Annotated in this window: 21 protein-coding genes; 13 read left to right on the plus strand and 8 right to left on the minus strand. The window is 65.6% G+C overall.

Annotated features, from left to right (window positions below; all coding sequences use genetic code 11):
- Positions 1-5 precede the first annotated feature (5 nt).
- On the plus strand, positions 6-2417 hold the full coding sequence (locus tag QNO06_RS05445) for a WD40 repeat domain-containing protein (protein WP_227914138.1): 2412 nt from the start codon (positions 6-8) through the stop codon (positions 2415-2417).
- A 151-nt stretch (positions 2418-2568) separates the two neighbouring features.
- Here QNO06_RS05445 and QNO06_RS05450 read toward each other — a convergent pair whose 3' ends face one another.
- Positions 2569-3576, minus strand: coding sequence for a glycosyltransferase family 2 protein (locus tag QNO06_RS05450; protein WP_227914147.1), 1008 nt, complete (start codon positions 3574-3576; stop codon positions 2569-2571).
- The gene (locus tag QNO06_RS05455) at positions 3573-5090 is read right to left on the minus strand and encodes a lipopolysaccharide biosynthesis protein (RefSeq protein ID WP_284162814.1); all 1518 of its coding nucleotides are present in this window, start codon (positions 5088-5090) and stop codon (positions 3573-3575) included. Before QNO06_RS05455 ends, QNO06_RS05450 begins: the two co-directional genes overlap by 4 nt.
- Before the next feature lie 253 nt (positions 5091-5343).
- Here QNO06_RS05455 and QNO06_RS05460 point away from each other — a divergent pair, with 253 nt between their 5' ends.
- The 5 genes from QNO06_RS05460 (at position 5344) to sufU (ending at position 10752) form a co-directional block, all read left to right on the plus strand.
- Positions 5344-5988 (plus strand): YveK family protein, encoded by a 645-nt coding sequence (locus QNO06_RS05460; RefSeq protein WP_227914149.1) that lies wholly within the window; start codon positions 5344-5346, stop codon positions 5986-5988.
- A 40-nt stretch (positions 5989-6028) separates the two neighbouring features.
- Positions 6029-7384: a hypothetical protein gene (locus QNO06_RS05465; RefSeq protein ID WP_227914150.1), complete on the plus strand. Its 1356-nt coding sequence runs from the start codon at positions 6029-6031 to the stop codon at positions 7382-7384.
- Positions 7385-7404: 20 nt separating this feature from the next.
- Positions 7405-8889: a glycerophosphodiester phosphodiesterase gene (locus QNO06_RS05470; protein ID WP_227914151.1), complete on the plus strand. Its 1485-nt coding sequence runs from the start codon at positions 7405-7407 to the stop codon at positions 8887-8889.
- Positions 8890-8985: 96 nt separating this feature from the next.
- Positions 8986-10302, plus strand: coding sequence for an aminotransferase class V-fold PLP-dependent enzyme (locus tag QNO06_RS05475; RefSeq protein ID WP_284015206.1), 1317 nt, complete (start codon positions 8986-8988; stop codon positions 10300-10302).
- A complete protein-coding gene (gene sufU, locus QNO06_RS05480) occupies positions 10303-10752 on the plus strand; it encodes a Fe-S cluster assembly sulfur transfer protein SufU (protein ID WP_227914152.1) in 450 nt (149 codons plus the stop codon).
- 32 nt (positions 10753-10784) lie between these two features.
- Here sufU and QNO06_RS05485 read toward each other — a convergent pair whose 3' ends face one another.
- Positions 10785-12368, minus strand: coding sequence for a glycosyltransferase family 39 protein (locus tag QNO06_RS05485; RefSeq protein WP_227914153.1), 1584 nt, complete (start codon positions 12366-12368; stop codon positions 10785-10787).
- Positions 12369-12671: 303 nt separating this feature from the next.
- Here QNO06_RS05485 and QNO06_RS05490 point away from each other — a divergent pair, with 303 nt between their 5' ends.
- On the plus strand, positions 12672-13814 hold the full coding sequence (locus QNO06_RS05490; RefSeq protein ID WP_227914154.1) for a glycosyltransferase family 4 protein: 1143 nt from the start codon (positions 12672-12674) through the stop codon (positions 13812-13814).
- On the opposite strand, the gene QNO06_RS05495 is transcribed toward QNO06_RS05490, so the two are convergent.
- Both QNO06_RS05495 and QNO06_RS05500 read right to left on the minus strand, forming a co-directional pair.
- Positions 13811-15124, minus strand: a complete 1314-nt coding sequence (locus tag QNO06_RS05495) for a UDP-glucose dehydrogenase family protein (RefSeq protein ID WP_227914155.1) — start codon at positions 15122-15124, stop codon at positions 13811-13813. The two genes, QNO06_RS05490 and QNO06_RS05495, sit on opposite strands and share 4 nt — an antisense overlap.
- A 142-nt stretch (positions 15125-15266) precedes the next feature.
- Positions 15267-16691, minus strand: coding sequence for a sensor histidine kinase (locus QNO06_RS05500; protein ID WP_227914156.1), 1425 nt, complete (start codon positions 16689-16691; stop codon positions 15267-15269).
- Positions 16692-17078: 387 nt separating this feature from the next.
- Between QNO06_RS05500 and QNO06_RS05505 the strand changes: the two genes are divergently transcribed.
- The gene (locus tag QNO06_RS05505) at positions 17079-17900 is read left to right on the plus strand and encodes a response regulator transcription factor (RefSeq protein WP_227914157.1); all 822 of its coding nucleotides are present in this window, start codon (positions 17079-17081) and stop codon (positions 17898-17900) included.
- A gap of 67 nt (positions 17901-17967) precedes the next feature.
- Here QNO06_RS05505 and QNO06_RS05510 read toward each other — a convergent pair whose 3' ends face one another.
- Positions 17968-18384: a hypothetical protein gene (locus QNO06_RS05510; protein ID WP_227914158.1), complete on the minus strand. Its 417-nt coding sequence runs from the start codon at positions 18382-18384 to the stop codon at positions 17968-17970.
- 269 nt (positions 18385-18653) lie between these two features.
- Positions 18654-19133: a VanZ family protein gene (locus QNO06_RS05515; RefSeq protein ID WP_227914159.1), complete on the minus strand. Its 480-nt coding sequence runs from the start codon at positions 19131-19133 to the stop codon at positions 18654-18656.
- 214 nt (positions 19134-19347) lie between these two features.
- Here QNO06_RS05515 and QNO06_RS05520 point away from each other — a divergent pair, with 214 nt between their 5' ends.
- The 5 genes from QNO06_RS05520 (at position 19348) to QNO06_RS05540 (ending at position 22850) form a co-directional block, all read left to right on the plus strand.
- Positions 19348-19863: an alternate-type signal peptide domain-containing protein gene (locus QNO06_RS05520; RefSeq protein ID WP_227914160.1), complete on the plus strand. Its 516-nt coding sequence runs from the start codon at positions 19348-19350 to the stop codon at positions 19861-19863.
- An 80-nt stretch (positions 19864-19943) separates the two neighbouring features.
- Positions 19944-20498, plus strand: coding sequence for a SipW-dependent-type signal peptide-containing protein (locus QNO06_RS05525; RefSeq protein ID WP_227914161.1), 555 nt, complete (start codon positions 19944-19946; stop codon positions 20496-20498).
- A gap of 56 nt (positions 20499-20554) precedes the next feature.
- The gene (locus QNO06_RS05530) at positions 20555-21271 is read left to right on the plus strand and encodes a signal peptidase I (protein WP_227914162.1); all 717 of its coding nucleotides are present in this window, start codon (positions 20555-20557) and stop codon (positions 21269-21271) included.
- Complete coding sequence (locus tag QNO06_RS05535) at positions 21271-22236, plus strand: hypothetical protein (RefSeq protein WP_227914163.1); 966 nt, start codon at positions 21271-21273, stop codon at positions 22234-22236. The genes QNO06_RS05530 and QNO06_RS05535 overlap by 1 nt, the downstream gene beginning before the upstream one ends.
- Positions 22233-22850, plus strand: a complete 618-nt coding sequence (locus tag QNO06_RS05540; protein WP_227914164.1) for a hypothetical protein — start codon at positions 22233-22235, stop codon at positions 22848-22850. Before QNO06_RS05535 ends, QNO06_RS05540 begins: the two co-directional genes overlap by 4 nt.
- Here QNO06_RS05540 and nhaA read toward each other — a convergent pair.
- The gene (gene nhaA / locus QNO06_RS05545; RefSeq protein WP_227914165.1) at positions 22847-24205 is read right to left on the minus strand and encodes a Na+/H+ antiporter NhaA; all 1359 of its coding nucleotides are present in this window, start codon (positions 24203-24205) and stop codon (positions 22847-22849) included. The two genes, QNO06_RS05540 and nhaA, sit on opposite strands and share 4 nt — an antisense overlap.
- Positions 24206-24248 lie beyond the last annotated feature (43 nt).

Genomic DNA, 24248 nt, shown 5'->3' on the forward strand with positions numbered 1-24248 from the left:
CCGTAATGAACAGAAAGAAAGCAGCCGTGCATAGAAGCACGGAAACCACAGGCCCGGAACGCACCGTTCCGGGCTCCCGAACCAGGCAGGCCGGCCGCGGCCTGCGCCAGCTTGCGGCGCTCGCAGCAACCTGCGCCCTGACGGTTACGGCGCTCACTGCACTGGCCGGCGGTGCCAGCGCGGACACTGCACCGGTCAACCCCGCCGACCCGAAAACACCGGTAACGGTATCCTCAGATCCGCTGCCCACCGCGCAGCTCGACGGCGTCGCCTGGCAACAGGTAGTGGTGGGCGACACCGTGTATGTGGCCGGCAAGTTCAGCAAGGCACGCCCGGCAGGTGCCGCCGCCGGAAGCCAGACCGTCAGCCGGAACAATGTCCTGGCGTATCGGCTCTCGACGGGAGAACTCCTGCCGTTTACCGCGAACCTGAACGGGCAGGCGCTGAGCATTGCTGCGTCCCCGGACGGATCACGGATCTACGTGGGCGGCGAATTCACCCAGGTGAACGGCACGGCCCGCTCACGGATCGTCGCGCTGAACGCGGCCGACGGTTCCGTGATCTCCAGCTTCAATCCGAAGGTCGGAGGCACGGTCCGTGCCATTGCCACTGCCGGGGATACGGTTTACGCGGGTGGAATCTTCAGTAACGTCGGCTCCGTTTCCCGCTCCAGGCTGGCAGCCTTCCGCGCCGGTGACGGCGCACTCCTGCCTTGGAATCCCAAGACGGACAACCGGGTTAACGCGCTGGTGGTGTCTCCCGACGGCCGCCAAGTGGTCATCGGCGGTGCCTTCAGTACGCTCAACGGCAGCTCCCGCCCCGGTTTCGGCTTGGGACGGGTGGACGCGGTTTCGGGCGCCAGCATGTCCCTGGGCGTGAACAACACCGTCCGCAACTCCGGAACCAATGCGGCCATCCTCTCGCTTTCCTCCGACGGAACGAACTTCTACGGCACCGGTTACATCTACCGGGCATCCAACGGGACCGGTAACCTCGAGGGATCCTTCTCCGGCAAGTGGGGGGACGGCAACCTGCAGTGGGTGGAGGACTGCCACGGCGACACTTACGGCGTATGGGCCTCCTCCACCGCCGTCTACGTTGCCGGACATAATCATGACTGCCGGAACTTCGGCGGATTCCCGGAAGTAAACCCGCGGGTTGAGCACCGGGCCGTGGCGTTCAGCAAAGCCGCCACGGGGGTTATGGCGAAGGACACGCAGGGCTGGCCGTCCTTCACCGGGATTGCCTCTCCGAGCATGCTCAACTGGTTCCCCGACCTGGATACCGGCACAGCCAGCGGCCAGAGCCAGGGACCGTGGGCAGTGGCCGGAAACGAGCAGTATGTGACCATGGCGGGCGAGTTCCGCAACGTCAACAACAAACCGCAGCAGGGGCTGGTGCGGTTCGCCGTCCGGCAAGTTGCCCCCAATGCCGACGGCCCGCGGGTCAGCGGAGCCAAGTTCAACCCCACGCTGACGTATAAATCCGCAGGAACAGTCCAGGTGGACTGGAAGTCCAACTGGGACCGGGACAATGAGTCCCTGACCTATCAGGTGATCCGGGACAGCAACCCCACACCCGTGTACACCACTACGCAAACCTCGCGGTTCTACAACCGGCCCAACCTGAGTTTCACTAACACCGGGCTTGCAGCGGGGGAGCACAGCTACCGCATTGTGGCCACGGATCCGTTGGGCAACACCGTCAAGAGTGACATCCTTCGGGTCAACGTGCCCGTAGGGGCGCCCGGCGGGCCAGCGCCCGAACCGGAGCCCCAGCCGCAGCCTGGTGCAGGGGCCTCGGATGACTTCGGACGGACCGGCAGCGGCGGGTGGGGCACAGCCGCCACCGGCGGGGCCTGGACGCATACCGGCTCCGCCGGCCTGTGGTCGGTCGACGGGGCAGGAAAGATGTCCCTGAACAAGGCCGGACTCGGCCTGACCGCTCGGCTCAACCTGGCGCAGCAGGATTCCGTGGTCAGGGTGGACACTGCGCTGGACAAGGTACCCAACGGCGGCGGAGCGTTTCTGACCATTGCGGCCCGCAAGGCTGCCGCCGGTGAATACCAGGGTGTGGTCAAGGTTTCGGCGGCAGGGGCCGTAACCGTGGACCTGGTCCGGGTGGCCGGCGGAACCTCCACGAAGGTGGCCACCAAGACCGTACCCGGGCTGACGTACGCGGCGGGAAGCCAGTTGGCTGTTCGTTTCTCGGCAGTAGGGTCGGGGTCCACCGCGCTCGGTATTAAGGTCTGGCCGGCCGGCGGCTCCGAGCCGTCAGCATGGACAGTCACGGCAACGGACACCACTGCCGGGCTGCAGCAGCCCGGAACAGTTGCCCTGACGGGCTACATCTCAGGGAGCACCACCAACGTCCCTGTGACGGCAGCCTTTGACAACCTGCGGGTCACGGCCCAGTAGGGGTCCAGCCGCGGATCAAAACACGGATGGATAAGTGAAACCGGAAGCGGGACCGGCCCTGGAGCCGGTCCCGCTTTTCGCTGTCCGCTTATGGCTGTCCGCTTATGGCTGCGCCTCTGGTCCCCTGCACGGGACTCAATTGGCACGGGACTCACTTGCGTTTGTACTCGCTGAAGACATAGCCGAAGGCACCCGTGACCATACCCGCTCCCCGCGCCGCAGTCCGCAAACCCTTGGCATTGTGCGCCGGGGACCGCAGAAGCGCTCCGAGCAGCCACCGGGCTCCTCCTCCCGCGCAACGCACCGTCCCCGGACCCAGCAGACGGATCCGAGTAGCGGCCCGGGCACCTGCGGTAGGGCTGGTGGCCAGCGCTACCCGCGAATGGCAATTGCCGCTTCGGAACGCCCGAAGCAACACCCACCGGCGCGTCAGCCGGGATGCGGGCACACGGTCCACAACCGCAGCCTCGTCGCACCACAGCATTTTTCCGCCCGCGCGGACCAGCTGCCGGGAGAACAGGGTGTCCGATCCGCCGCTGAGTCCGAAGCGTTCGTCGAATTCCAGGCCAAGGGGCCGGATCCGGTTCAGGTCCAGGAGCAGGTTGTTGGTTGCGGCCACGCTGAGGACGGAACCGGTAGCCAGCCGGCGCCGCCGGAAGAAGTCTCCGGCCGTGATCCATTCATCGGGTTGCACCTCGTACTCGGAGAGGACCGGACCGACCACGGCGGTTGCCCCGGACTCTTTTTGCAGGGCGGCCAGCCGGTCCAGCCATTGTTCCGAGGGCACTTCATCATCATCGATAAAGGCCAGCAGATCCGCGACGGCGTAGGCCTCCCGGAGCGCACGGTTGCGGGCAGCGGCGATGCCCGGCCGGGGTTCGTGGACGTAGACCAGGTGTGAGTCGCCGGCGGCAGCTACGGTGGCGCGGGCACCGCCGTCGGGATCGTTGTCCACCACCAGTACCTGGGCTGGAACCGGCGCGCTGCGGGCCTGGGCAAGAAGCCGCGGCAGGGCGACGGCGAGGTCCTCCGGCCGCTTGTAGGTAAGGACCGCGATGATGAGCTGCGCCTGCAGCGTACCCAGCGGAGCGGGAACCGGGCCTGCCGCCGCCGGGGGATCAGGAACCCGGGGTTCGGCACCGGGAGCAGGTGTGGTCATGCTTGGCCTCCTCGGACAGGTACTGGATTGCGTGGCCGCAACAGCCGGCGGAACAGCGGCAAAAGGAAACGCACGGTGCGGCGGTGGGCCAGGAACAGCACTCCGGCGGCGGTGCACACAAAGACCGCCAATCCCATCGACAACTCGATGCCGGGTCCGGGCAGCACCCGCCCCAGCGTCAGGTACGCGGCGCTGCCCCAGAGGCTGGCGTGCACCGGGGGCCAGAGGATCCGCACCTGCGCCCCGATACCCACACCTGAGAGCCGGGACTGCAGGAACATCAGTACCGGCGTCAGGGCAAAACCGGCTGCTGTGTAACCCGCGGCCACTCCCATGAGGCCGAACTGGAGCCCGGCAGCAATACCGCCAAGCTGCGCAGCCGTGGCCAGCAGCTCGTAGCGGAGGTTCAGCCCGGCCTTGCCCAGCCCTTTCATCAGCGACGGGGCAATGTAGAACACCGTTTCCCGGGCGCCCCCAATGGCCAGGACGCTCATCAGCGGTGCGGCGGCGAGCCATTCATCCCCAAGCAGCAGGTGCACCAGGGCGGGAGCGGCACAGGCCACGAAGGCCATCAGCGGTATAACGCAGGCCGCCAGCAGCGACATGGCAGCCTGCAGCTGCGCGGCAACCTGCGCACGGTCCGCGGCAAGCCGGGAAAAGGCCGGAAACATCACCCTGTTGACGGTTTGTCCGATCAACTGGACCGGTACCACCAGCACACGGTAAGCCATGGCATACAGCGACAGGGAAGCGACGCCCAGTACCCGTCCCACGAGGATGTTGTCTGCGTTGCGGGAGAAGTAGGCCAGCCCGTTGGTGGCGAACACGCCGATGCTGAAACCCAGCAGGGGCCGGACCTCGCCGAGGTGCAGGTTGGGTGCCGGGCCGCGGGTGCAGGCAAGGAGCACTCCGGCCGTGACCAGGTCGGTGAGCACCGTTTGGTAAAGCACGGCGAAGTAGCCGGCACCGGCAACAGCTGCGGCAATACCGGCGGCGCAGCCCATGACCGCGGCACCGACGTCGGCGGCAGCGATGCCCCGGAAGCGCAGGTCGCGGGAGAGCAGTGCCCGGGGAGTGATGCTCAGGGCCTTTAGCGGGAGGGCAAGGGTGATAAGCCGCAACAGCCCGGCCAGTCCGTCCACGTGGAAGAATCCGGCAATGGCAGGGGCACAGAACCAGGTCAGCGCGGCGACGGCGACGGCGAGAGCGATGTTCAGCGTGAAGGTGGCGCCGGCCGCGCGGCGGCTGAGGCGGGGGCGTTGGATCAGGGCGGAGGACAACCCCTGGTCCATCAGGAGCGTGGTGAATACGATGTAGAGGCTGGCGACGCTGATAACCCCGTAGCTTTCAGGTCCCAGCAGGCGTGCGAGGACGACTGCGGAGAGCATTTGGAAGCCCTGCTTGGACATGACCGCCAGCAGGCTCCAGCGAACACCGCTGGCTGAGCGCGCCCCCATGCGGCTTTCCCCGCCGGGACCTGCGCTGCCGTCACGTACGGCGTTTGAGTCCGCCACTGCGTTACCCCCTTGGCCGGAGCCCGGAGGCACACCGGCGGTGAATCCCCTGCCGGGAAGAGGATCCGGGCGGGGGGAGACCTGCATCGGAACGGAACAGTATGTGCTGGAGCGGGTGCCGTCCAGAGTGTTTTGCGCTGCCGGAAACGGTAAGTAATTGTTCGGAAAAGAGCAGTATTCAGGACCCCCAAACACGTACGGACGGCGTGGTACAAATTGCGGGATTTCACTCGTCGAGGGATTGGGTCTCGCTATGAAACTTGTGGATTATGCACGTGCGTTGGTTCGGGGCTGGTGGGTGGTACTGCTGTGCCTGGCCCTTGGATTGGGCGGGGGAATGATCGTCACGGCTCTGGTGCAGCCGTTGTATCAGAGCACCGTCACTTTTTATGTGGTGGCACCCAGCACCGAAAGGCAGAGTGCACTCCAATCGGATGAACTGGTCCGCGGCAGGATCACCGCCTACGCCGCGTTGCTGACCAGTGAGCAGTTCATTGACCGGATAGTCAGTGCGAGCAGCGTTGACCTGGACGCTGAGGTCGTCAAGAAAAGCATCACGGGGGTCGGAGACCCGGACACACTGACGTTGACTGTGAACGTCCGGGACCCGGAGCGGGAGACAACAGACGAGATCGCCACCCAGATTGCCGGCACGTTCGGCAACATGGTCAGTGACCTGGAAAGCGGAACATCCGCCGAAACGGTCCTGAACGTGGTGTCCGGCCCTTCCACCTCCGAGGAACCGGTCCGGCCGCGGCCGCTGGTGAATCTGGCCATCGGCGGGCTTTTGGGACTTTCGGCAGGCGTACTCCTGGTGGTGGCCCGCTCACGCGGCAGGGAGCACATGCCCGCGGCTCGGCAGACGACGCGGGAACAACCGGCAGATGTTGCACACTAGCTGTTTCACGCTGGGCATGCTGTGGCGGAAGGCGGCCTAGATGCAGCTTCTTCCCTGGATCCTCATCTGCGTTGTGGCAGCCGTGGTGCTGCGCAGGCATCCTGCGGCAGCGGCGCTCGCCGTCGTGGGCCTCTGGTTCACGGTTCCGGCTGCCGGCAGCTATCTATTGACGGGCCAGGCGGACGGCTGGCTTTCAATCCATGCCGCCACCTGGCTGATCTTCGCAATAATGGTTGTCCAGCTGGCCTTTGAACCGCATGTGCTGGCCGACGCTGCAGCGCGCCACATCTACGCAGTAGTGGTGCTGGCCACCGTGCTGGGGGCTGCCATTCTCAGTACTGCCGTCAACGGGGAGGGCGAGGGCGGCATCCTGCTTGTAGACCAGATCGTGGCCCCGGTGCTGTTCTTCCTGTTCGTGGTGGGCAACGCCGCCCGCGACGCGCGGGTGGTGCCGTGGCTGCGCAACGGGCTGCTGGCGCTTGCCGCGTTCGTTTGCCTGGTCGCACTGGCCCAGCGCGTAACCGGGAACGTCCTGTTTTATGAGGAGGGCTTCCAGACCAGATACTGGTTCAACCCCGAGGGCCCTAGATGGATGGGTCTGCTGGACCAGCCGCTCACCTTATCCCTGGCGGCCTGCGTGGCGGCACCGCTGGTCGTTACCCTGCGGCGTGTATGGCAGCAGGTTGCCTTGCTTGCCCTGTTCGGAGCGGGCGTCCTGGTCAGCCAGTCCAGGGTTGGACTGGTTGTTATTGCAGCAGCGGTCCTTTTCGTGGCGGCAGCCACGCGGAAACCCGTTGCGGCCCGCATCGGCCTGGTGGGTGTCCTGGGTGCGCTGGTGGTCTGGGCTCTCTCCGGGCCCCTCGCCGAAGGCCTGCTTCACCGGTTGGAGGATGACAACGGTTCGGCTGCCGCCCGAACGTCTGCGGTCCTTACCGTGCTGAACAGGTGGCCCGAGTTTCTCTTTGAAGGGCAGGGCATCAGCGGCAGCTACCGGGTGGCAGAGCAAGGAGGGCTGGGCACCAGCCTGGAAAACTCCTTCCTGATGTACGGCGTGGACCTCGGCCTGTTCTTCAGCGTGCTGTACTTCGGCCTGCTTGCTGTGCTCGTGCTGATGAATTTCCGCCGCACGCTGCGCAGCGGGCTGGCCGTCGCCGGCCTGCTGGCGATTGCCATTCCGCAGACCTACAGCGGACTGGCCACGCGTTCAGCTGCAGCCATCCTGCTGTGGACCGTCATTGCCCTGGTGGTAGCCGAAGGTGACCGCCGGGTGGAAACCGACAGGCCGCGCGGCACAGCGGGGCACCTCGGGACAGGGAAGCCCGCCGGCGGGGTCCATCCTCACGCGGGATCGGCGCCGCTGGCAGCCGTGCCGGTCCGGGCAGCCGGAACGGAATGAACGGGCACGGGCATGGGCGCATGCAGCTGGCAGCTGCCGCATCCGGCGGCGCCACCGGTGCTGGAATTTCCCGCCGCAGCGTGTTCCTGTTGGCCGGGGCAGGCCTCGGTATGGCGGCCACCGGGTGCCATGCAGGGGCCCGGGTGGCCCCGCCCGCTGCGAACAGCATCGCAACGGTGGAGGACCTGCTGACCCGCGAGCCCTTTTACGCCGCCCACCGGGGGTCGCAGGACAACTGGCCTGAACACACGGCGGAAGCCTATCGGCGGTCGGTCGAGGCAGGGGCCGAGGCGCTGGAAATTTCCGTGCACCGGACATCGGACAATGTGTTCGTCTGCCACCATGACCCCAATACACTCCGCATGACCGGCGTCGACAAGGAAATCGCCCGGAGCACCTACGAGGAACTGCTGGAGCTGTCCAACAACGCCAAAGCCTGGCTGGGCCCGAACAGTCCCGGGGTGCCGCTGCCCAAGCTGACGGATGTGCTGGACCAGTACGCGGCGTCGTGCGTGATCTTTCTGGAGGACAAGGCATCCGGCGACCCCGCAGACCTGCTCGACATCATGGACAAGTATCCGGAACCCACACGGCACTTTGTGTGGAAGCAGTCCGGTACCGCCCGGCAAACCCCAGCAGTGAAAGAACGCGGCTACCTGACATGGGGCTACTTCGCAGAAGACGAATCCGTCAAGCTCACGGCGCAGCTGGCCGAGCGGTTCGACCTGGTGGGACTGCATTGGAGCGCCCCGGACGGCGAGGTGGAACGGGCCGTGGAATATGGCAAGCCCGTGCTGACCTGGGACATCCACACCAGATTCGAACGGGACCGCATGGTGCGCCTCGGTGCCCGCGGCATCATTTGCGCGAACCTCCCTTATGTCACCACCGATGCGCCCCGGGCGGACGCCGACTCTTTTGCCGGCGGATTGCGTGCAGCCGGCGACCTGCCCTATGCACTGGCTTGGACCCATCAGCCGGTAATCCAACCGGCCACAGCCTCGATCCGGCTGGACCATCCGGTCAAGGCGAGTTACTGCATGGGATCCATGTGTCCGCTCAACGGCGAAGCGGGGTACAGGATCTCCTTTGAAATGCGCTGGCCGGACAAGCTTCCCGACGAGGCCGGGCACGCCGGGCTCGCCTTCGGCCAGGCAAATGACGCGCCCTACCGCATCCGGGAGGCTGCGTCCTCCGGCGGGTACCACTTCGTGCAGCGGACGGACGGCACCATGGAACTCTTCGGACGCCAGGCCGGCGAGACTTCCGGCTACGTGCTGGGCAGTAGCGCGGCAACGCGGCCGGTGCCGGGGGACTGGATGCGTTACGAGGTGCGCGTAACCCCGGACGAAGTATCCGTGGCACGGCTGGACGGGGACGGAGAACGGACGGTGTCCGCCCGCAACAACACGTATCGGGGCGGTTACTTTTTCCTATGCCGGAACTACGACGGGCCGCCGGCCGTGGAGTTCCGGTCCATTCGGAGCAAGCCGGCGGCGAACTAAGGCAGTGCTCAGGTGCACACCGGGGTGCAGCGTGGAATGATTAGGGCATAGTCGTGTTGCGTAATGGTGCACACCTTTCCCTTCTAGGAGTCTTCCGTGCCCGTGGTTTCCACTCCAGTCAGCCTCCGCCATGCCGAAGGCCCGATGGACAACGCCGAAGTTGAACGCATCCGCAACGACTTCCCCATCCTGCACCAAGAGGTCAACGGCCATCCGCTGGTGTACCTGGACTCCGGGGCCACGTCCCAGAACCCGCTGAGCGTGATTGAAGCGGAGCAGGAGTTCTACGAGCAGCGCAACTCCGCCGTCCACCGCGGCGCCCACACGCTGGCAGTTGCCGCCACCGACGTTTACGAAGACGCCCGGCAAACCGTAGCCGGTTTCATTAACGCGCGGCCGGACGAAATTGTGTGGACCTCCAACGCCACAGAGGCGCTGAACTTGCTGACCTACGCGTTCTCCAACGCCTCGCTGGGCCGCGGAGGTGCCGCCGCCAGGCGCTTCGCCCTGGGCCCGGGGGACGAGATTGTGGTGACGGAAATGGAGCACCACGCCAACCTGATTCCCTGGCAGGAACTGGCTTTCCGCACGGGTGCCACCCTCCGGTACATTCCGGTGGATGACACTGGGGCACTCCTGTTGGAGGAAGCGGAGAACATTATTGGTCCCCGCACCGCCATCCTGGCGTTCTCTCACGCCTCCAACGTCCTGGGCACCATCAACCCGGTGCAAACCCTGGTAAAGATGGCGCACGGGCACGGAGCCCTGGTGGTGCTGGATGCCTGCCAGTCCGTGCCGCACCTGCCGGTGGACGTCAAAGCGCTCGACGTGGACTTCGCCGCGTTCTCCGGCCACAAGATGCTCGGCCCCACCGGGATCGGCGTGCTGTACGGCAAGGCGGACCTGTTGAACGCCATGCCCACGTTCCTCACGGGCGGTTCCATGATCACTACCGTGACCATGGACAAGGCGGAGTACCTTCCTGCACCCCAGCGGTTCGAAGCGGGCACCCAGCGCATTTCCCAGGCCATGGCCCTGGCCGCGGCGGTGAACTACCTGCAGGAAACCGGTATGGAGCGCATCCATGCCTGGGAAACTGAACTCGGACGACGCCTGGTCAGCGGACTGGAGCAGATCGAGGGCATCCGCGTACTGGGTCCGAAGGCGGGCGTCGAACGGATCGGGCTGGCGGCCTTCGACGTCGATGGCGTCCATTCCCATGACGTCGGGCAGTTCCTGGATGACCAGGGCATTGCCGTCAGGGTGGGCCACCACTGCGCCCAGCCCCTGCACCGCCGGCTGGGACTGGTATCCACCACCCGGGCCAGCACCTACCTGTACAACACAACGGACGACGTCGATGCCTTCCTTGCCGCGGTAGCCGGCGTCCGGCCATTTTTTGGGGTGAAGTAAATGAGTTCCGACCTGCAGCAGCTCTACCAGCAGATCATCCTGCAGCATGCCAAGGACCGGCACGGCGACGGGCTGCTGGACGTTCCTGCCGGTGCCGGGTCCGGAGAGTCCCACCAGCTGAACCCGACCTGCGGCGATGAAATCACCCTCCGCGCGGTGATGGACGGATCCCGGCTGGATGCGGTGAGCTGGGAAGGACAGGGCTGTTCTATCTCGATGGCTTCGGCATCAGTGCTGACGGACATGGCCGCAGGGTTGGACCGGCAGGAAGTCCTCGCACTGGTGCAGGACTTCCGTGAGCTGATGCGGTCCCGTGGAACCATCGAACCGGACGAAGAGGTACTGGGGGACGCGGCAGCTTTCGCCGGTGTTTCCCGCTACCCGGCCCGGGTCAAGTGCGCCATGCTGGCCTGGGTGGCCCTGGAAGATGCGGTGCTCAGCGCGGCCTGAGCCGCGCCGTCGTTGTGCCACCGTTGTGCCGCCTAACTGCTGCCGCCGCTCTTCCGCTCAAACACGGTGATGCGGTTGGTGGTTCCGGACCAGGCGTCCACGGCCGTGAACCCCTGCTCGACGAACCAGCGGTCTTCCGCAGCTGTCAGCTCCGGCGGGTAGTCGGCGCGGCGGACGGCAAGGACCCGGTTAATGTCTTTGATCCGGGAGGTACTGTCCTGAAGCCGCAGCGACGTCCCGTCCAAGCTGCCGTCCGCTTCGCCCGTTGCCAGGACCGTCACGTCCCGCAGGCCCTCGAAGGCCTCCGGATACGCGGTGCTGATGCGGCGCTGGGTCTGATCCACCAGCGGCCCTTCCGGGGCCCGCCGCGGCCCAAAGTAGATGCCGTTCCCCGGGTTGGCGTGGGCCTGCACATAGCCGGCCGCCCGGGCCCAGTCGGACGAGTCCTTCGCTCCCTCGCTCCGTTGTGAGAGGTAGACCGGCAGGATCAGCGCGCACAGCAGGCCAAGGGCGGCCACTGCCCGGGGGCTCCGCAGGCGCGCAAGGCCCGCTCCGATGAGCAGGGCCATGGCCGGGACCGTCAGGGACAGGTAGCGGGGATTGTAGATGGGTGAGGCGGCCAGCGAGTAAAACACAAGAGCTGCGGTAGGCACCAAGAGCAGCGGCAGCGCGAAGGCCAGCAGCGGCCGGGACGGCGCCCGCAGGGCATGTGCGGCCAGCAGCCATGCGGCACCGGCCAGGATCACCGCGGCGGGCTGCCACAGCCCGTTCCCGGACCCGGAGACTGCAGCGTTTGTTGGTGTTTCACCCAGGAACCACTGGTCCACCAGTACCTTTCGTGCCAACTGCTGCAGGGTGAGGTCAGGGGTTCCCAGCTGCCCCGCTTGGCAGACCGCTGCAACCACCACCGGAGCCCCTGCCAGCACGCCGCCCGCCGCAGCGGCAGACCATGCCCGCAATGCCCGGCGGGCCCGTGGAAGCAGCAATATGTACAGGCCGTGGGAAACCACGGCCAAAAGGACGTAGATGTTGAGGATGACACCTATTGCCGCGAGCAGGCCATAGAGCACAAACCAGCGCCGGCGCCGCCTGCTGACACCGGCCAGCAGAGCACAGCTCAGGGCAACCGTGACGGCGGTGCTGAGAGCGAAGGAGCGTCCCTCCATCCCCATCCAGGTGGTCCTGGGCAGGACCGCAAAAACGGCTGCTGCGGCAAACGCGGTGCGGGGCCCGTCCAGCGCCCGGGCCGCCAGGTACAGTCCTGCGGTTGCGAAGCCGACGGCGATGGCGCTGGGCAGGCGCAGTGCCGCTTCGGAATAGCCGAAGACCGAGCCCCACAGGTGCATCAGCGCGTAATAGGCGCCGTGCACCGCGTCCACCTCGCCGAGCATGGACCACAGCGAGGACCAGCTTCGGGACGCAGCGGAAATGGTCACCGCTTCATCCGTCCACAATGCGGGCTGCCAGGCCAGGAACAGGGACACCGCCACCGCGATGAGACCCACTAGGACCGGCGCGGCACCTACCGCGGTTCGGTGGGTGGGACGCAGGGTGCCCGACGGCGTCAACCGGGCCGGACGCGGGTTGGAGGAGGCCTGTGCGGTGGTGTCGGACATACGTGCACCTCGGGCTAGGCAAGCGGTCGGGGCAGAGGTCGGGCCGAAGCGCGGGCAGGCGAAGCGGACCGCCGAACGCAGGATGCTAACAGGCCGCCGGCGGCTGGGGCACCGCAGCAACCGGTCCTCGGACCAGGGCCTGACTAGGTAGGTACGGGTAAACGGCTGAAAGTACTCCCGTAGGTAGCAAACGAGTGTTCCGCGGGCGGCGGGCGGCTTCCTAGCCTGTTTGTACGCACACGACACGGGGAGACACGCATGCGCCTGGGCAGACCGTTACGAGCCCGCTCGGGCATTCTGTGTGTGCACTCTTCCAACGAGATGTACGGCGCAGACCGGGTACTGCTCCAAGTGGTGCAGTCGGTGCCGCCCAATCGCAGGGAGGACCTCGTGGTGTGGCTGCCGCGCACCCCGGGGGCCGACGCCGGCCCGGCACAGGGTGCACAGCTCAGTGACGAATTGGGACGCCTCGGATTCCGCCACGTCCGGCGGAATATGCCGGTGCTTCGACGGCGGTTGATTTCGGTACGCGGCCTGCTCCTGCTTGCCGGTCAGCTGGCTTCAGTGCTGCCGGCATTGATTCGGCTGCGCCCGCAGGTACTCTACTGCTCCACCAGTGCGCTCCTGTTGCTGGCTCCCATTGCCCGGATGCTGCGCATTCCCCGGGTGGTACTGCATATCCAGGAAATATGGTCCGGACCCGAAGCAGTGGTACTGCGGATCCTGTCCCGGTTTGCCACGGACTGGATAGCTATTTCCCGCGCCTGTGCGGATTCCGTGCCGCCGGCCCTGCGGCATAAAGTGCACGTTATTGCCAACGGGGTGGAGGACCTGCCCGCCCCGCAAAGACACGGCGGGCCGGAGGAAGGCGGGCCGGAGACACAGCCGGACGGCCCTGCCGGGACACCGCTTCGTTTTGTGATGGCAGGGCGGTGGAATACATGGAAAGGCCATGAGTGCCTGCTGTCCGCGTGGGACGCGGGGGATCCGCCGGGAACGCTCAGCATCCTGGGCGGCCCGCCGGCCACCGGGAACGCCGTGGACGTCGCGGCCATGGCTGCCGGGCTGCGGCAACCCGAATCAGTGCGGGTGGTGGGAGAAGTTCCGGACATTACTCCCTACGTGGACGCGGCAGATGTGATGGTGGTCCCGTCCACCAGCCCGGAGCCGTTTGGTTTGGTGGCCATTGAAGCGTTCGCCCGGGGCAAACCCGTCCTGGGAAGCAACGCCGGCGGGCTGGCCGATGTGGTGACCCACGGCGTTACCGGCTGGCTGTACGAGCCCGGCGACACGGCCGGCCTGGCTACCGTCCTGCGGCAGGTGGACCGTCCCCGGGCCCTGGCGATGGGCCGGCTGGCGCGGCGCGCCTACGAGGAGCAGTACACCGCCGCTATCTTCCGGGAGAACCTCCGTGCCTGGTGGAAACAGGTGCTGGAGGAGGACTAGGGACGGCCCATGCCCCGGTAATTCCAGCCGGCCGCCCGCCAACGGCCGGAGTCCAGGACGTTGCGCCCGTCAATGATGTTCTTCTCCGCCACCATGGCTGCGGTGGCTACCGGATCCAGGCTCCGGTACTCCTTCCACTCGGTCAGGAGGACCAGGGCGTGGGCGTTCTGCATGGCGTTTTCCGTAACCGGTTCATAGTTGAGTTCCGGGAAGCGTCCTTTGGCGTTCTGCAGAGCCTGGGGATCGGTGACCGTGACGGTTGCCCCCTGCAGCTGCAGCTGCGCGGCTGCGCTGAGGGCAGGCGAGTCCCGGACATCGTCGCTGTCCGGTTTGAAGGCGGCACCGAGAATGGTGACGCGTTTGCCGAGCAGCGAACCGCCGCAGATATCCCGCGTCATTTCCACGACCTTGGACCTGCGGCGCATGTTGATGGCATCCACCTCGCGGAGGAAAGTCAGGGCCTGATCGGCACCCAGCTCACCGGCACGTGCCATAAACGCACGGATGTCCTTGGGCAGGCAGCCGCCCCCGAACCCGACTCCGGCATTGAGGAACTTCCGCCCGATCCGCTCGTCCATGCCGATCGCGTCAGCCAGCGCAGTTACGTCCGCTCCGGAAGCCTCGCATACCTCGGCCATCGCGTTGATGAAGCTGATCTTGGTGGCCAGGAAAGAGTTGGCGGCCGTCTTCACCAGTTCAGCGGTGGCATAGTCCACCACCAACCGGGCCGTGCCGGTGGCCAGGGGAACGGCATAGACCTCGTCCAGGGCAGCGGCTGCGGCTTCACCGGCGGGGCCAGCGGGCACGCCGTACACAAACCGGTCGGGGGAGAGGGTGTCCTGGACGGCATGGCCTTCCCGCAGGAACTCGGGGTTCCACACCAGTACGGCCCCGGGTGCGTCTTCCTCCAGCTGCTCGGCCAGCCTCGCCGCCGTGCCAACGGGAACGGTGGACTTGCCGACCACCGCGTTGCCGGGCTTGAGGTATGGCGCGAGGCCGGCAACGGCGGCATCAACGTAGCGCAGGTCCGCGGCGTATTCGCCTTTCCGCTGCGGGGTACCCACACAAATGAAGTGGACATCCGCCCCGGCGGCGTCCGCCATGTCCGTGCTGAACTTCAGCCGGCCGGTGGCCTCGGCTTCGGCCAGCAGTTCGGGAAGCCCCGGCTCGAAGAAGGGTGCCCTCGCGGCGGACAACTCGTCCACCCTGGACTGGTCGACGTCGATCCCGATGACCTCGTGCCCCAGTTTGGCCATTGATGCGGCATGAACGGCGCCGAGGTAGCCGCAGCCGATGACTGAAAGACGCACATTTCCCCTATGGATCCGGCGGATGAAGTCCCCACCAGCCTATCGTCTGGGTTCAGGCCCTATCCACACGGCAGAATCCAAGTAGCGGGCGTGCGGAAGCTGAGTACCGGCCCGGTCTGGCGCCGGTGAGGGTGTGGCCCGGTTAGTAAACAGGCAATGGGATATCCGCGGCCGTGTGCACGGGAATCTCGACCCGAAACGTAGTGCCCCTGCCCAGTTCTGAAACGAAGGAAATCCGTCCCCCGTGGGCTTCCACAATGGATTTGGTAATGACCAGTCCGAGGCCCACCCCGGGGATCGCGGCCTTTTTGACCTGCCCGGTCCGGAAGAACTTCGTGAACACGTCCCGCTGGTCCGACTCGCTCATGCCAATGCCGTTGTCCTGGACCTCCAGGAGAAGGTTCCCCTCCGCCCGGCGGGAGCGGACCGTGACTGTGCCGCCGTCGGGGGAGTACTTGATGGCGTTGGAGAGGAGGTTGTCCAGCACCTGGGAAATCCGGTCCGGGTCCACCGTGGCTTCCAGGCCCGGCTCGCAATCACACTTCAGGGCCACATCTACTGCTTCGGCCCGGCGTCTGGCGCTGTCCAGGCTCGCCCGGACCAGTTCGGCGACGTCGGTGTCCCTGCGGTGCAGGTGCATGGTTCCGGAAGCGGTGGTCAGCAGGTCGGCCACCAAAAGCAGCAGGCGTTCGGCGTTGCGCTGGGCCACCTGCAGTGCACTTTGGATATGGTCCGGGACCGCCGCGGGCTCCAGGTCCTCGAGGACCAGGTCGAGGTAGCCGATGATCGATGTCAGGGGCGTGCGCAGTTCGTGCGACACGCTGGACACGAAGTCTTCCTTGGCATTGAGGGCGTTGACCATGTCGGTGACATCGCTGTAGGCCAGGACCGATCCGGAGAATTCACCGTTGTCGCGCAGGGACCGTGAACATACCGCCAAGGCGCGTTGGCGTTCACCGGCGCCCACCCACACAATAACGTCGGAGAAGGATTCTTCGCGCAGTGCCCGCTGCGTGGGGCGCTGCGCATGGGGCAGTCGGGTTACCTGGTCCAGGCCGAAGATGAGGTCGTTCTCGCCGTCGGGCGAGCCGGCATCCAGGTTGGCCAGGGCATGGTTGCTTCGCTGCCGGCTGTTCATCAGGATGGTGCGGCCCTTGGCATCGAGTGCCATCACGCCCACGTCCACGGTCTCCAGCACTCCGTCCAGGAGTTGTGAACGGACACGGGTCTCCTGCAGGCTTCCCTGCAGCTGTGCTTCCGCCTCCATCAGGCGTGCGCGATGGACTTTTCCATCGCGCTCAACGGTGGAAACCACCATTGAAGTGCCCATCATGATGATCGGAATGAGCATGGGTGCCGCCAGTTCCCGGGGCGACGAGGCTCCTGTGGTCACCAGCGGCGCCCACAGCACCAAAGTGGTGCAGGCGTAGCTCAGCAGCCCCGCCGTGCGTGGAGCCAAACCGGACCATGCCATCCAGAAAACCGGGAAAATCGACAGGAAACTCAGTCCGATGACCGAGGTGCGGCCGTCGTAGTACAGGCCGCCCACTACTGCGAAATCGAGCACGGGAATGATCCAGTAAGCCAGGGGCCGGTGGCGTTCCCAAGGTATCGCCACACATGCGGCCGTAAGGAAAACCAGCAGAACCAGACCGAATTGAAAGGCCGTATTGCCAAAAAGACCCGGGTCCACCAGTGCCGCGATGGGAAGCGCCACGGCAACCGAAATAACCAGGGGCAGTTGGCTGATTAGCAGCCGCCTCCGGAGATTGAGTTCGTACAACTGCGTTTTGAAACCCAAAAGGGCTGCTAGGCGGCCTTCGAGACTGGACATATAAAAGTGGAACCCCCGGATTCCGATAGTGGTAGCTCAGATTATAGGGGTGCTCCTGTAAGATACCGTGCAAGGGGAGCGGACAATCCGAAGTCTCGCTGGACAGGAAAATAAACAGGCATGGAAATACAGCGCGTAGCGGTCATCGTCGAAGATGACGCAGATATCCGCGATCTTCTCAACGCAGTTCTGCAGCAGTCGGGGTTTAAGGTCTATACGGCCCCTAACGGCTCCGAGGGCGTGGAGATGGTCCGCCTGCACAATCCCACTGTGGTGACCCTGGACCTGGGCCTGCCGGATATCGACGGATTCGAAGTGATCCGCCAACTGCGCCTGTTCAGCGACGCCTACATTGTGATGCTCACGGCCCGCGCCGAAGAGCTCGACACCCTGATGGGCCTTGAAGCCGGTGCCGATGACTACATCACCAAGCCGTTCCGCCCCCGTGAGCTGCGCGCGCGCATCTCGGCAATGCTCCGCCGTCCCCGCGGCGAATCCGCTTCGGAAGGAGAGGGCGCCGGGTCCGGCGTGCCGGCCGGCGACGACGGCGCCGCGCATCCAATGCCGGCCGCGGCTTCTGCAGCGGTCCAGGCCCCGCAGGCGGCTGCTGCCCCGGGCGCATTCGGGCACAACGGCCTCACACTCGACCCGGGCACGCGCACCACGGAGATCAACGGGCAGGCCGTGGAACTGACCCGGACCGAATTCGACCTGCTGCATGCACTGCTGGAAGGCGGCCGCCTCGTGCGGACGAAGACTGATCTGGTCCGGCGCCTGCGCGGCGAGGAATATGACACCGGGTCGTTCATCAGCGACGCCGACGAGCGCACCATCGAGGTCCACGTGGGGAACCTGCGCCGCAAGCTTGGCGACGACTCCAAGTCACCGCGGTGGCTCGAGACGGTGCGCGGTGTAGGTTACCGGCTTACCCCGGCTTCCTAGCCCGTCCCCCCAGGAATGACGAAACCCCCGGCACGCATGGCGTGCCGGGGGTTTCACTTCTTCAGCCCTAGAACCGGTCCTGCCGTGCCGGGCCCAGGGAATCGGTGAGGAACGCCATGGTGTCTGCGCCGCACCGGCCGATGGCTTCGACCATGCTGTCCAGTGCCGGAAAATCGTAGGCCGCCACGGCCGCTTGGGCCTCCGCGGCCAAGGCTGAGAGCCGTTCCGCGCCGGCCATGTGGCTGGAGATCTTGATGCTCAGGACCACATCCATGGCGGCCTCGAGATCCTTCGTTTCTGCGGCCCCCACCAGACGGGCGAAACGTCCGTCCCACATGGAAATGTAGTTGCCGATGTACTGCCGGCAGGTGCGTGCTCCCATTTGCTCGCTCAAATCCAGCAGGGTGGCCAGCGCGATCATCCGGTGGGGGAGTTCAGGCATCACCGACCGCGCTGCGGCCGGCAGGCCGGGATGCCGGCTCATGGCCGGGAATGCTGGTGCGGTCGGAGGCATACCCGCTTCTGCGGGCTGGCTCCGCTGCGGGGCAGTGAAGTACAAAAAATATCCTTCGAGTGGGGGCTCGTCGAGGTTATGGATCCTGGATCGGTGCCGGCTCGGACACTTCCCGGGCCAACACCAACAGTGGCATTCCAAGCTCAGGAACGGGTGCCCGCAACGCTCAAGATCGTGGCAATATTTCAGTTGCAATTGTTCCCGCTGAATTTCGCCGGTAAGGGCATCTTTAATTGCCCTTAGGAAAACGGTGCCCGCCGCCGCGCCCGGGGCCGGGCATGCAGCAAATAGGCCAGGCCCGCGCCGAATACGGCGCCTATCGAATTCGCCGCCACGTCATTGACCGTCGCATAGCGCAGGGGAAGAAACACCGACTGAGCTGTCTCGATGCCAATGGACGCCGCAATACCGCACACTCCTGCCAGCCACACATATCTGCGCGGAAGGATAAGCCCGGCAAGCAGGCCGAACGGGATGAACAGGGCCACGTTGGCGGACCATTCAAGACGGGCGTAGTCGAACCATGGCGGAAGTCCGAGCTCATACAGGCGCAGTGCGGTGTCCTGCAGGAAGGCGGCGGCTGGCCGGTCGATAGGCGAAGGCCAGAACACTGCCGCACCCAGCAACACCAAGTAGACCACCAGCACGACGGCGGCGGCCCCGCGTGCGCGTATGGAAGCGCCCGGCGGGCGGCTCATGGGTTTGTCATGACGGGGCATGGGTCCTCCGGCCGGAAGAACGCTACGGTTTCCGGTGGTCGCGGCACCGGTTTGAGTCGATGTTGAGACTACCTTGTGCGGCGCTTGAGCATTGCCCCAATGTTGCCGCAACCCTGCGCCAAGCGCCCGTCGATTCTTGAGGGCCGGGCAGCAGACTTATCCCAGCGGCAGGAAAACATTCCGGGGCCAAAGACTTTCGAACAAAGGGATAACGATGAAGAGCATGACCAAGGGTGCACTGGCAATCGGCATCGGAGCGGCCATGCTGCTCGGCGGCGGCGGAACGCTGGCTACCTGGAACGCGGCAGCGGACGTTGCTCCCGGAACCATCACTGCCGGCGACCTGAACCTCGGTACCACGAAGACGGGCACCTGGAGCACCGCGGCGGGTGCGCCCATCGACATCGCCACCTACCGCGCAGTGCCCGGCGATGTTCTGGTCTTCACGCAGGACATCAACGTCACGCTCACCGGTGACCAGCTCAAGGCCAAGCTTGAAATGAGCAACGTCGCAGCAGTCAACAGGTTCACCGGCAGCGCGATGCCCACCGTGACCTACACGCAGAACGGCAAGGCCGTAGACCCGGCGCTGCTCACCAAGGACAACTCAGGCGTTATTACCGCCAAGGGCACCTTCATCTTCAACCCGAAGACCGAGGGACGCGCCGACGCAAACATGACGCTCGCCCTGAACAAGGTCGGCTTCACCCTGACCCAGGTTGTCAGCTAGCACCGCTTCTCCACCCCTTGTTCAAGTCCGGGCTGTGCGCGGAGTGCCGCACACAGCCCAATCCCTGGAGGAAATAAACCGTGAAGAGTCTTCGAGCATTGAAAGGCGCCGGCCTGGTCCTGGCCGCTGTGGTGCTCGGTCTTATGACGGTCCAGGGCAGCTACGCCCTGTGGAATGCATCGGTGGAAGTGAACGCCGGAACTATTCAGGCCGCAGATTTCAACGTCCTGATCAACGACGCCAACATGGCCGACACACCCGCGCTGGCGCTGAATCCCGGGGAGTTGAAGCGCGGAACATCCGCTTACCAGTCCGTGCGGGTAACCAACGCGGTCAACGTGCAGCCGGGGTCGCCGCTGGTGCTTCAGCCGGCCGTTGGGCTGCCCGCCCCGGGCACCCTGCTCGAGGGCAACCTCACGGTGACCGCCCGCGTCCTGAAGGCAGGTCAGACATGTTCCGCACCTCTGGATGTTCCGCCCGGCACCCCGCAGCTCCAGACACTAGGTACCGGAGCGACCCAGACTCTTTGTTTCAAGATCACCCTTAGCACCAGCACACCGGCACGTCTTCTGGGCACTCCGGTCAGCATCCCCGTAAACCTCAGCGTGGCGCAGCTTGCGCCGGCAGCTAAGTGATGGATAGGAAAACCATGTCAAGTGGCCGCAGAACAGCAGAAAAGCCTGCCAGTCCGTTGAGTTTCATCGGAACCGGCCTGAGCTACCTTGCCCTGTGCGCCACCGCGCTGATCGCGTTGGTCCTGGTAGTTGTCCCACTGGTGACCGGATCGCAGACTTACAGCGTCCTGACCAGTTCCATGGCCCCGCATTACGCACCCGGCACCTTTCTGGTGGTCAAGCCCGTTCCGTTCGAGGAACTGCGCGTGGGCGACGTGATCACCTACCAGATCGAATCCAACGATCCGGCCGTCATCACACACCGCATCGTTTCCGTGGGCACGGCCCAGGACGGCGCGCGGACCCTGATCACCCAGGGCGACAACAATGACGTTGCGGACGAGAACCCGGTGCGCGAAATCCAGGTGCGCGGCAAGCTCTTTTACGCGGTCCCGTTCGTTGGCTTCGCTGCCAACGCCCTCGGCAACTCGGACCGGGGGGCCGCCCTGCAGTGGGGCGCCGTCGCACTACTCGGCTACGGCGTGGTTACCATGGTCCGCGGTGCGCTGGCCAAGAGGCGTGAGGACGGGGAGACGGGTGACGCCGGCAGCGGCGAGCCGGGCAATGACTCCGACGGAGCCGGGCCGGCTTCGGAATCGAATCCGATTTTTGGCACGCTGTCCCTGGACAGGGACGACATGGAGGACGATCCGGTACTGGAAGAGTGCGAGCACTGCACCCACGGCAGCTCACGCCAGCACCTGCGCAGCCACCGGAAGCCCGTAGCCGTCTAATGCCTGTTTCCTGGCCGGCGAAGCGCTGGCTCACTATGGGTGTGGTCGCCAGCGCCGCCGCAGCCGTCGCCCTTACGGGCATGCCGGCTGCGGCTGCGGCCGGTGATTACCTGGCCTTCAGTACAGACGGCACCTCCTTTGCACCGACACTGGCCACCCCTGTTTTTGACCAGGGCATCCGGCTGGTTCCGGGCAGCTCAACCGCGGGGTCCATTTGGATCCGCAACAACGGGGACGGACCGGCCCATCTCTCGGCGGGCGCCGTCAGGCCGATCCTGGACCCCGAATTGGCGGGCCTGCTTTCGGTCAGCGCATCAGCAGACGGTATTGGCGGTAATCCGGTGCTGCTTGGCGATGCCGGAGCGTGCACCTCCCTTTATCAGGGGTGGGAACTTGCCCCCGGAGAGGACGTACGCGTGCAGCTCACGGCGGACCTTTCCATCGAGGCGCCCAATGCCGCCCGTAACCGCAGCGCAGCGTTCGACCTGGTGTTCTATCTGCAGTCCACGGACATCCCGGGGACCGGCCCGGATGCCTGCGAGGCCTTGGATGGTTCGGCGGGGAACCCGGAAATCCCCGCCAGCGGCGGCGGGACGGACAACGGAACACCCGGAACGGGAACCGGCGGCAACGGCATCACCGGCACCGATGGGGTCGCACCGACACCAAACCGCACCGGGCGGATCGCTGCCCTGTTCCAGGCCGGACAGAACACCCCGGGCGCTGCTGCAATGGCCGGTTTTCCCGCGGCCGCAGGTGAGCCGGGACAGGTACCGGGCAGCACACCGAATTTCAACGCCAACGTGGCGCCGGCAGAAGCGGGCAGGCTTACGGACGCGGCGCCGGCGGGTTTCCAGAGCACCGTTGAACCCATCATCCGGTCACTCTCGGGTACGCTCCTGATAGTACTGTCGGTGGCGTTCTTCGCCGCGGCAGGTGTCCGTCTACGAAGCAGGAGCCAATGAGTACCAAGGCGCAGCAGGGGGCTGCGGAGAGCCGGGAGCGGGACCAAGTGATGGCCCCCCGTGTCGGCACCGGCCGGTTCGGCCGGCTGCGGCGGCTGCCGGGGTTCCGTACCGCCGCCGTCGCGTTTCTCCTGACGGTGGTGCTTGGACTCGGCGGAACCGCAGCATATGCCTACTGGAGTGCATCCACTGCGGCCACCATTACCGTGACACCGATGCCCAATGTCGTAAAACCGCCGGCGCCATGGTGCACCGAATCGGGCAAAATCTCATGGTCACCGGCGGCCGGTCTGGAAACGGATGCCGCATACGTCCTGACCTTCACGGTGGGTGCAGCCAGTAAGTCCTACGCTGTGCCGCGGCAGCAGCTGACCGTGAACCCCTCAGAGCTGCAAGGGCTGCGTTCGGCGCTCGGCACGACCAACGGCAGGACTCAGCCGATGGCGGTGAGCCTTCGAACGGCCCTTCCTAAGAGTCCGGTCTCGGGCGTCATCCAGGTTCAGGAGCCGGACATTTCCTTTCCGTCCGAGCGGGTACAGATGTGGCCCACAACGATGTCTTACACCACCAAGAACAGCTGGCTGGGTCCGTACGCGGAGTTCGGCTGCCGCTAATCCTCGCGTCCTTCGTACACATCCGGGACACCGTCATTGTCCGCGTCCAGCCGCTCTTGTTCCTCGATCGCGCGGTAGCGCCGGTTGCGTGCGGTCAGAAGGATTGATGCCAGCAGCGCGGCGAGCAGGGATGCGGCAAGGATGCCCACCTTCGCGTCGTCGTTGTGTGAACTGCCCACCGCGAAACTGAGGTCGTTGACCAGCAGTGACACAGTGAAGCCGATCCCGCCGAGAACTCCGATGCCCAGCAGGTCGACCCAGCGCAGGTCCGGGTCCAGTTTCGCCTTGGTGCCGGCGGTGATGCCCCAGGTGGTGGCCAGGATGCCCAGCGGTTTACCCAGGACGAGCGCCACGATAATGCCGATGGCCACCGGGTCTGTCAGTGCGCGGCCCAGGCCGTCGAATCCGCCCAGCGCGACGCCGGCGGAGAAGAAAGCGAACAACGGCACGGCGAAACCGGTGGAAATGGGGCGGAAGCGGTGTTCGAAGATCTCTGAAAGCCCCGGCAGCTCGGGGTTGGCCGGCAGCTTCCTGCGGTCCGGTCCGCGGCGCAGCACCGGGACGGCGAAACCGAGCAGGACACCGGCAACGGTGGCGTGTACGCCGGAGGCATGCATCAGAGCCCACGTAACCACGGCCAGCGGCAGCAGGATCACCCAAGCGGGCCAGGTCCGCGTGCCGAAGAACCTGGGGAGGCGCTGGACCAGCAGCGTGAAGGCCGCCAGCGGCAGGAACATCCAGAGCAGGTAGCCCAGATGCACGTCATCGGAGTAGAAGAAGGCAATGATGGTGATGGCAATCAGGTCATCCACCACGGCCAGTGTGAGGAGGAAAATCCGCAGGGCACTGGGCAGGTGGGAGCTGATCACGGCAAGCACGGCTAGCGCAAAGGCAATGTCCGTGGCCGTCGGAATGGCCCAGCCGCGCAGCCCGTCCGAGCCGGCGAGCACGTTTACCGCAACGTAGATCAAGGCGGGGACCACCACGCCGCCCACCGCCGCGGCAATAGGCACAATGGCCTGCCGGATGTCCCGCAGGTCGCCGGCGACGAATTCTTTCTTGAGTTCAAGTCCCACGAGGAAGAAGAAGATAGCCAGCAGTCCGTCCGCGGCCCAGGCGCCGATGCTGAGCTTGAGGTGCCAGGGCTCATATCCGATTTCAAAGTCTCGGACGGCAAAATAGCTGTCGGCAACGGGGGAGTTTGCCCAGATCAGGGCGGCAACCGTGGCGACGAGCAGCAGGATGCCGCCTACGGTTTCTTTTCTAAGGATTTCGCCGATGCGCTGTGCTTCGCCGTAGCTGCCCCGGCTCAGGACGGTACGGGGGCTGCGGGGCTTGGGTGACTCAGAGGCCATCAAAAGGTTCCTAACGGATTCGGGTACGGCAAACAATTGCCGA

The sequence above is a fragment of the Arthrobacter sp. zg-Y20 genome (assembly GCF_030142075.1).
In the GTDB taxonomy this organism is placed as follows: domain Bacteria; phylum Actinomycetota; class Actinomycetes; order Actinomycetales; family Micrococcaceae; genus Arthrobacter_B.

Excerpts from the sequence above, each read along its gene's own strand:
- QNO06_RS05520 (WP_227914160.1), top strand. The coding sequence starts at position 19,348 with ATGAAGAGCATGACCAAGGGTGCACTGGCAATCGGCATCGGAGCGGCC.
- QNO06_RS05505 (WP_227914157.1), top strand. The coding sequence starts at position 17,079 with ATGGAAATACAGCGCGTAGCGGTCATCGTCGAAGATGACGCAGATATC.
- QNO06_RS05465 (WP_227914150.1), top strand. The coding sequence starts at position 6,029 with ATGCAGCTTCTTCCCTGGATCCTCATCTGCGTTGTGGCAGCCGTGGTG.
- QNO06_RS05445 (WP_227914138.1), top strand. The coding sequence starts at position 6 with ATGAACAGAAAGAAAGCAGCCGTGCATAGAAGCACGGAAACCACAGGC.
- QNO06_RS05450 (WP_227914147.1), bottom strand. The coding sequence starts at position 3,576 with ATGACCACACCTGCTCCCGGTGCCGAACCCCGGGTTCCTGATCCCCCG.
- QNO06_RS05470 (WP_227914151.1), top strand. The coding sequence starts at position 7,405 with ATGCAGCTGGCAGCTGCCGCATCCGGCGGCGCCACCGGTGCTGGAATT.
- QNO06_RS05515 (WP_227914159.1), bottom strand. The coding sequence starts at position 19,133 with ATGCCCCGTCATGACAAACCCATGAGCCGCCCGCCGGGCGCTTCCATA.
- QNO06_RS05485 (WP_227914153.1), bottom strand. The coding sequence starts at position 12,368 with ATGTCCGACACCACCGCACAGGCCTCCTCCAACCCGCGTCCGGCCCGG.
- QNO06_RS05535 (WP_227914163.1), top strand. The coding sequence starts at position 21,271 with ATGCCTGTTTCCTGGCCGGCGAAGCGCTGGCTCACTATGGGTGTGGTC.
- QNO06_RS05460 (WP_227914149.1), top strand. The coding sequence starts at position 5,344 with ATGAAACTTGTGGATTATGCACGTGCGTTGGTTCGGGGCTGGTGGGTG.
- sufU (WP_227914152.1), top strand. The coding sequence starts at position 10,303 with ATGAGTTCCGACCTGCAGCAGCTCTACCAGCAGATCATCCTGCAGCAT.
- QNO06_RS05510 (WP_227914158.1), bottom strand. The coding sequence starts at position 18,384 with ATGAGCCGGCATCCCGGCCTGCCGGCCGCAGCGCGGTCGGTGATGCCT.
- QNO06_RS05540 (WP_227914164.1), top strand. The coding sequence starts at position 22,233 with ATGAGTACCAAGGCGCAGCAGGGGGCTGCGGAGAGCCGGGAGCGGGAC.
- nhaA (WP_227914165.1), bottom strand. The coding sequence starts at position 24,205 with ATGGCCTCTGAGTCACCCAAGCCCCGCAGCCCCCGTACCGTCCTGAGC.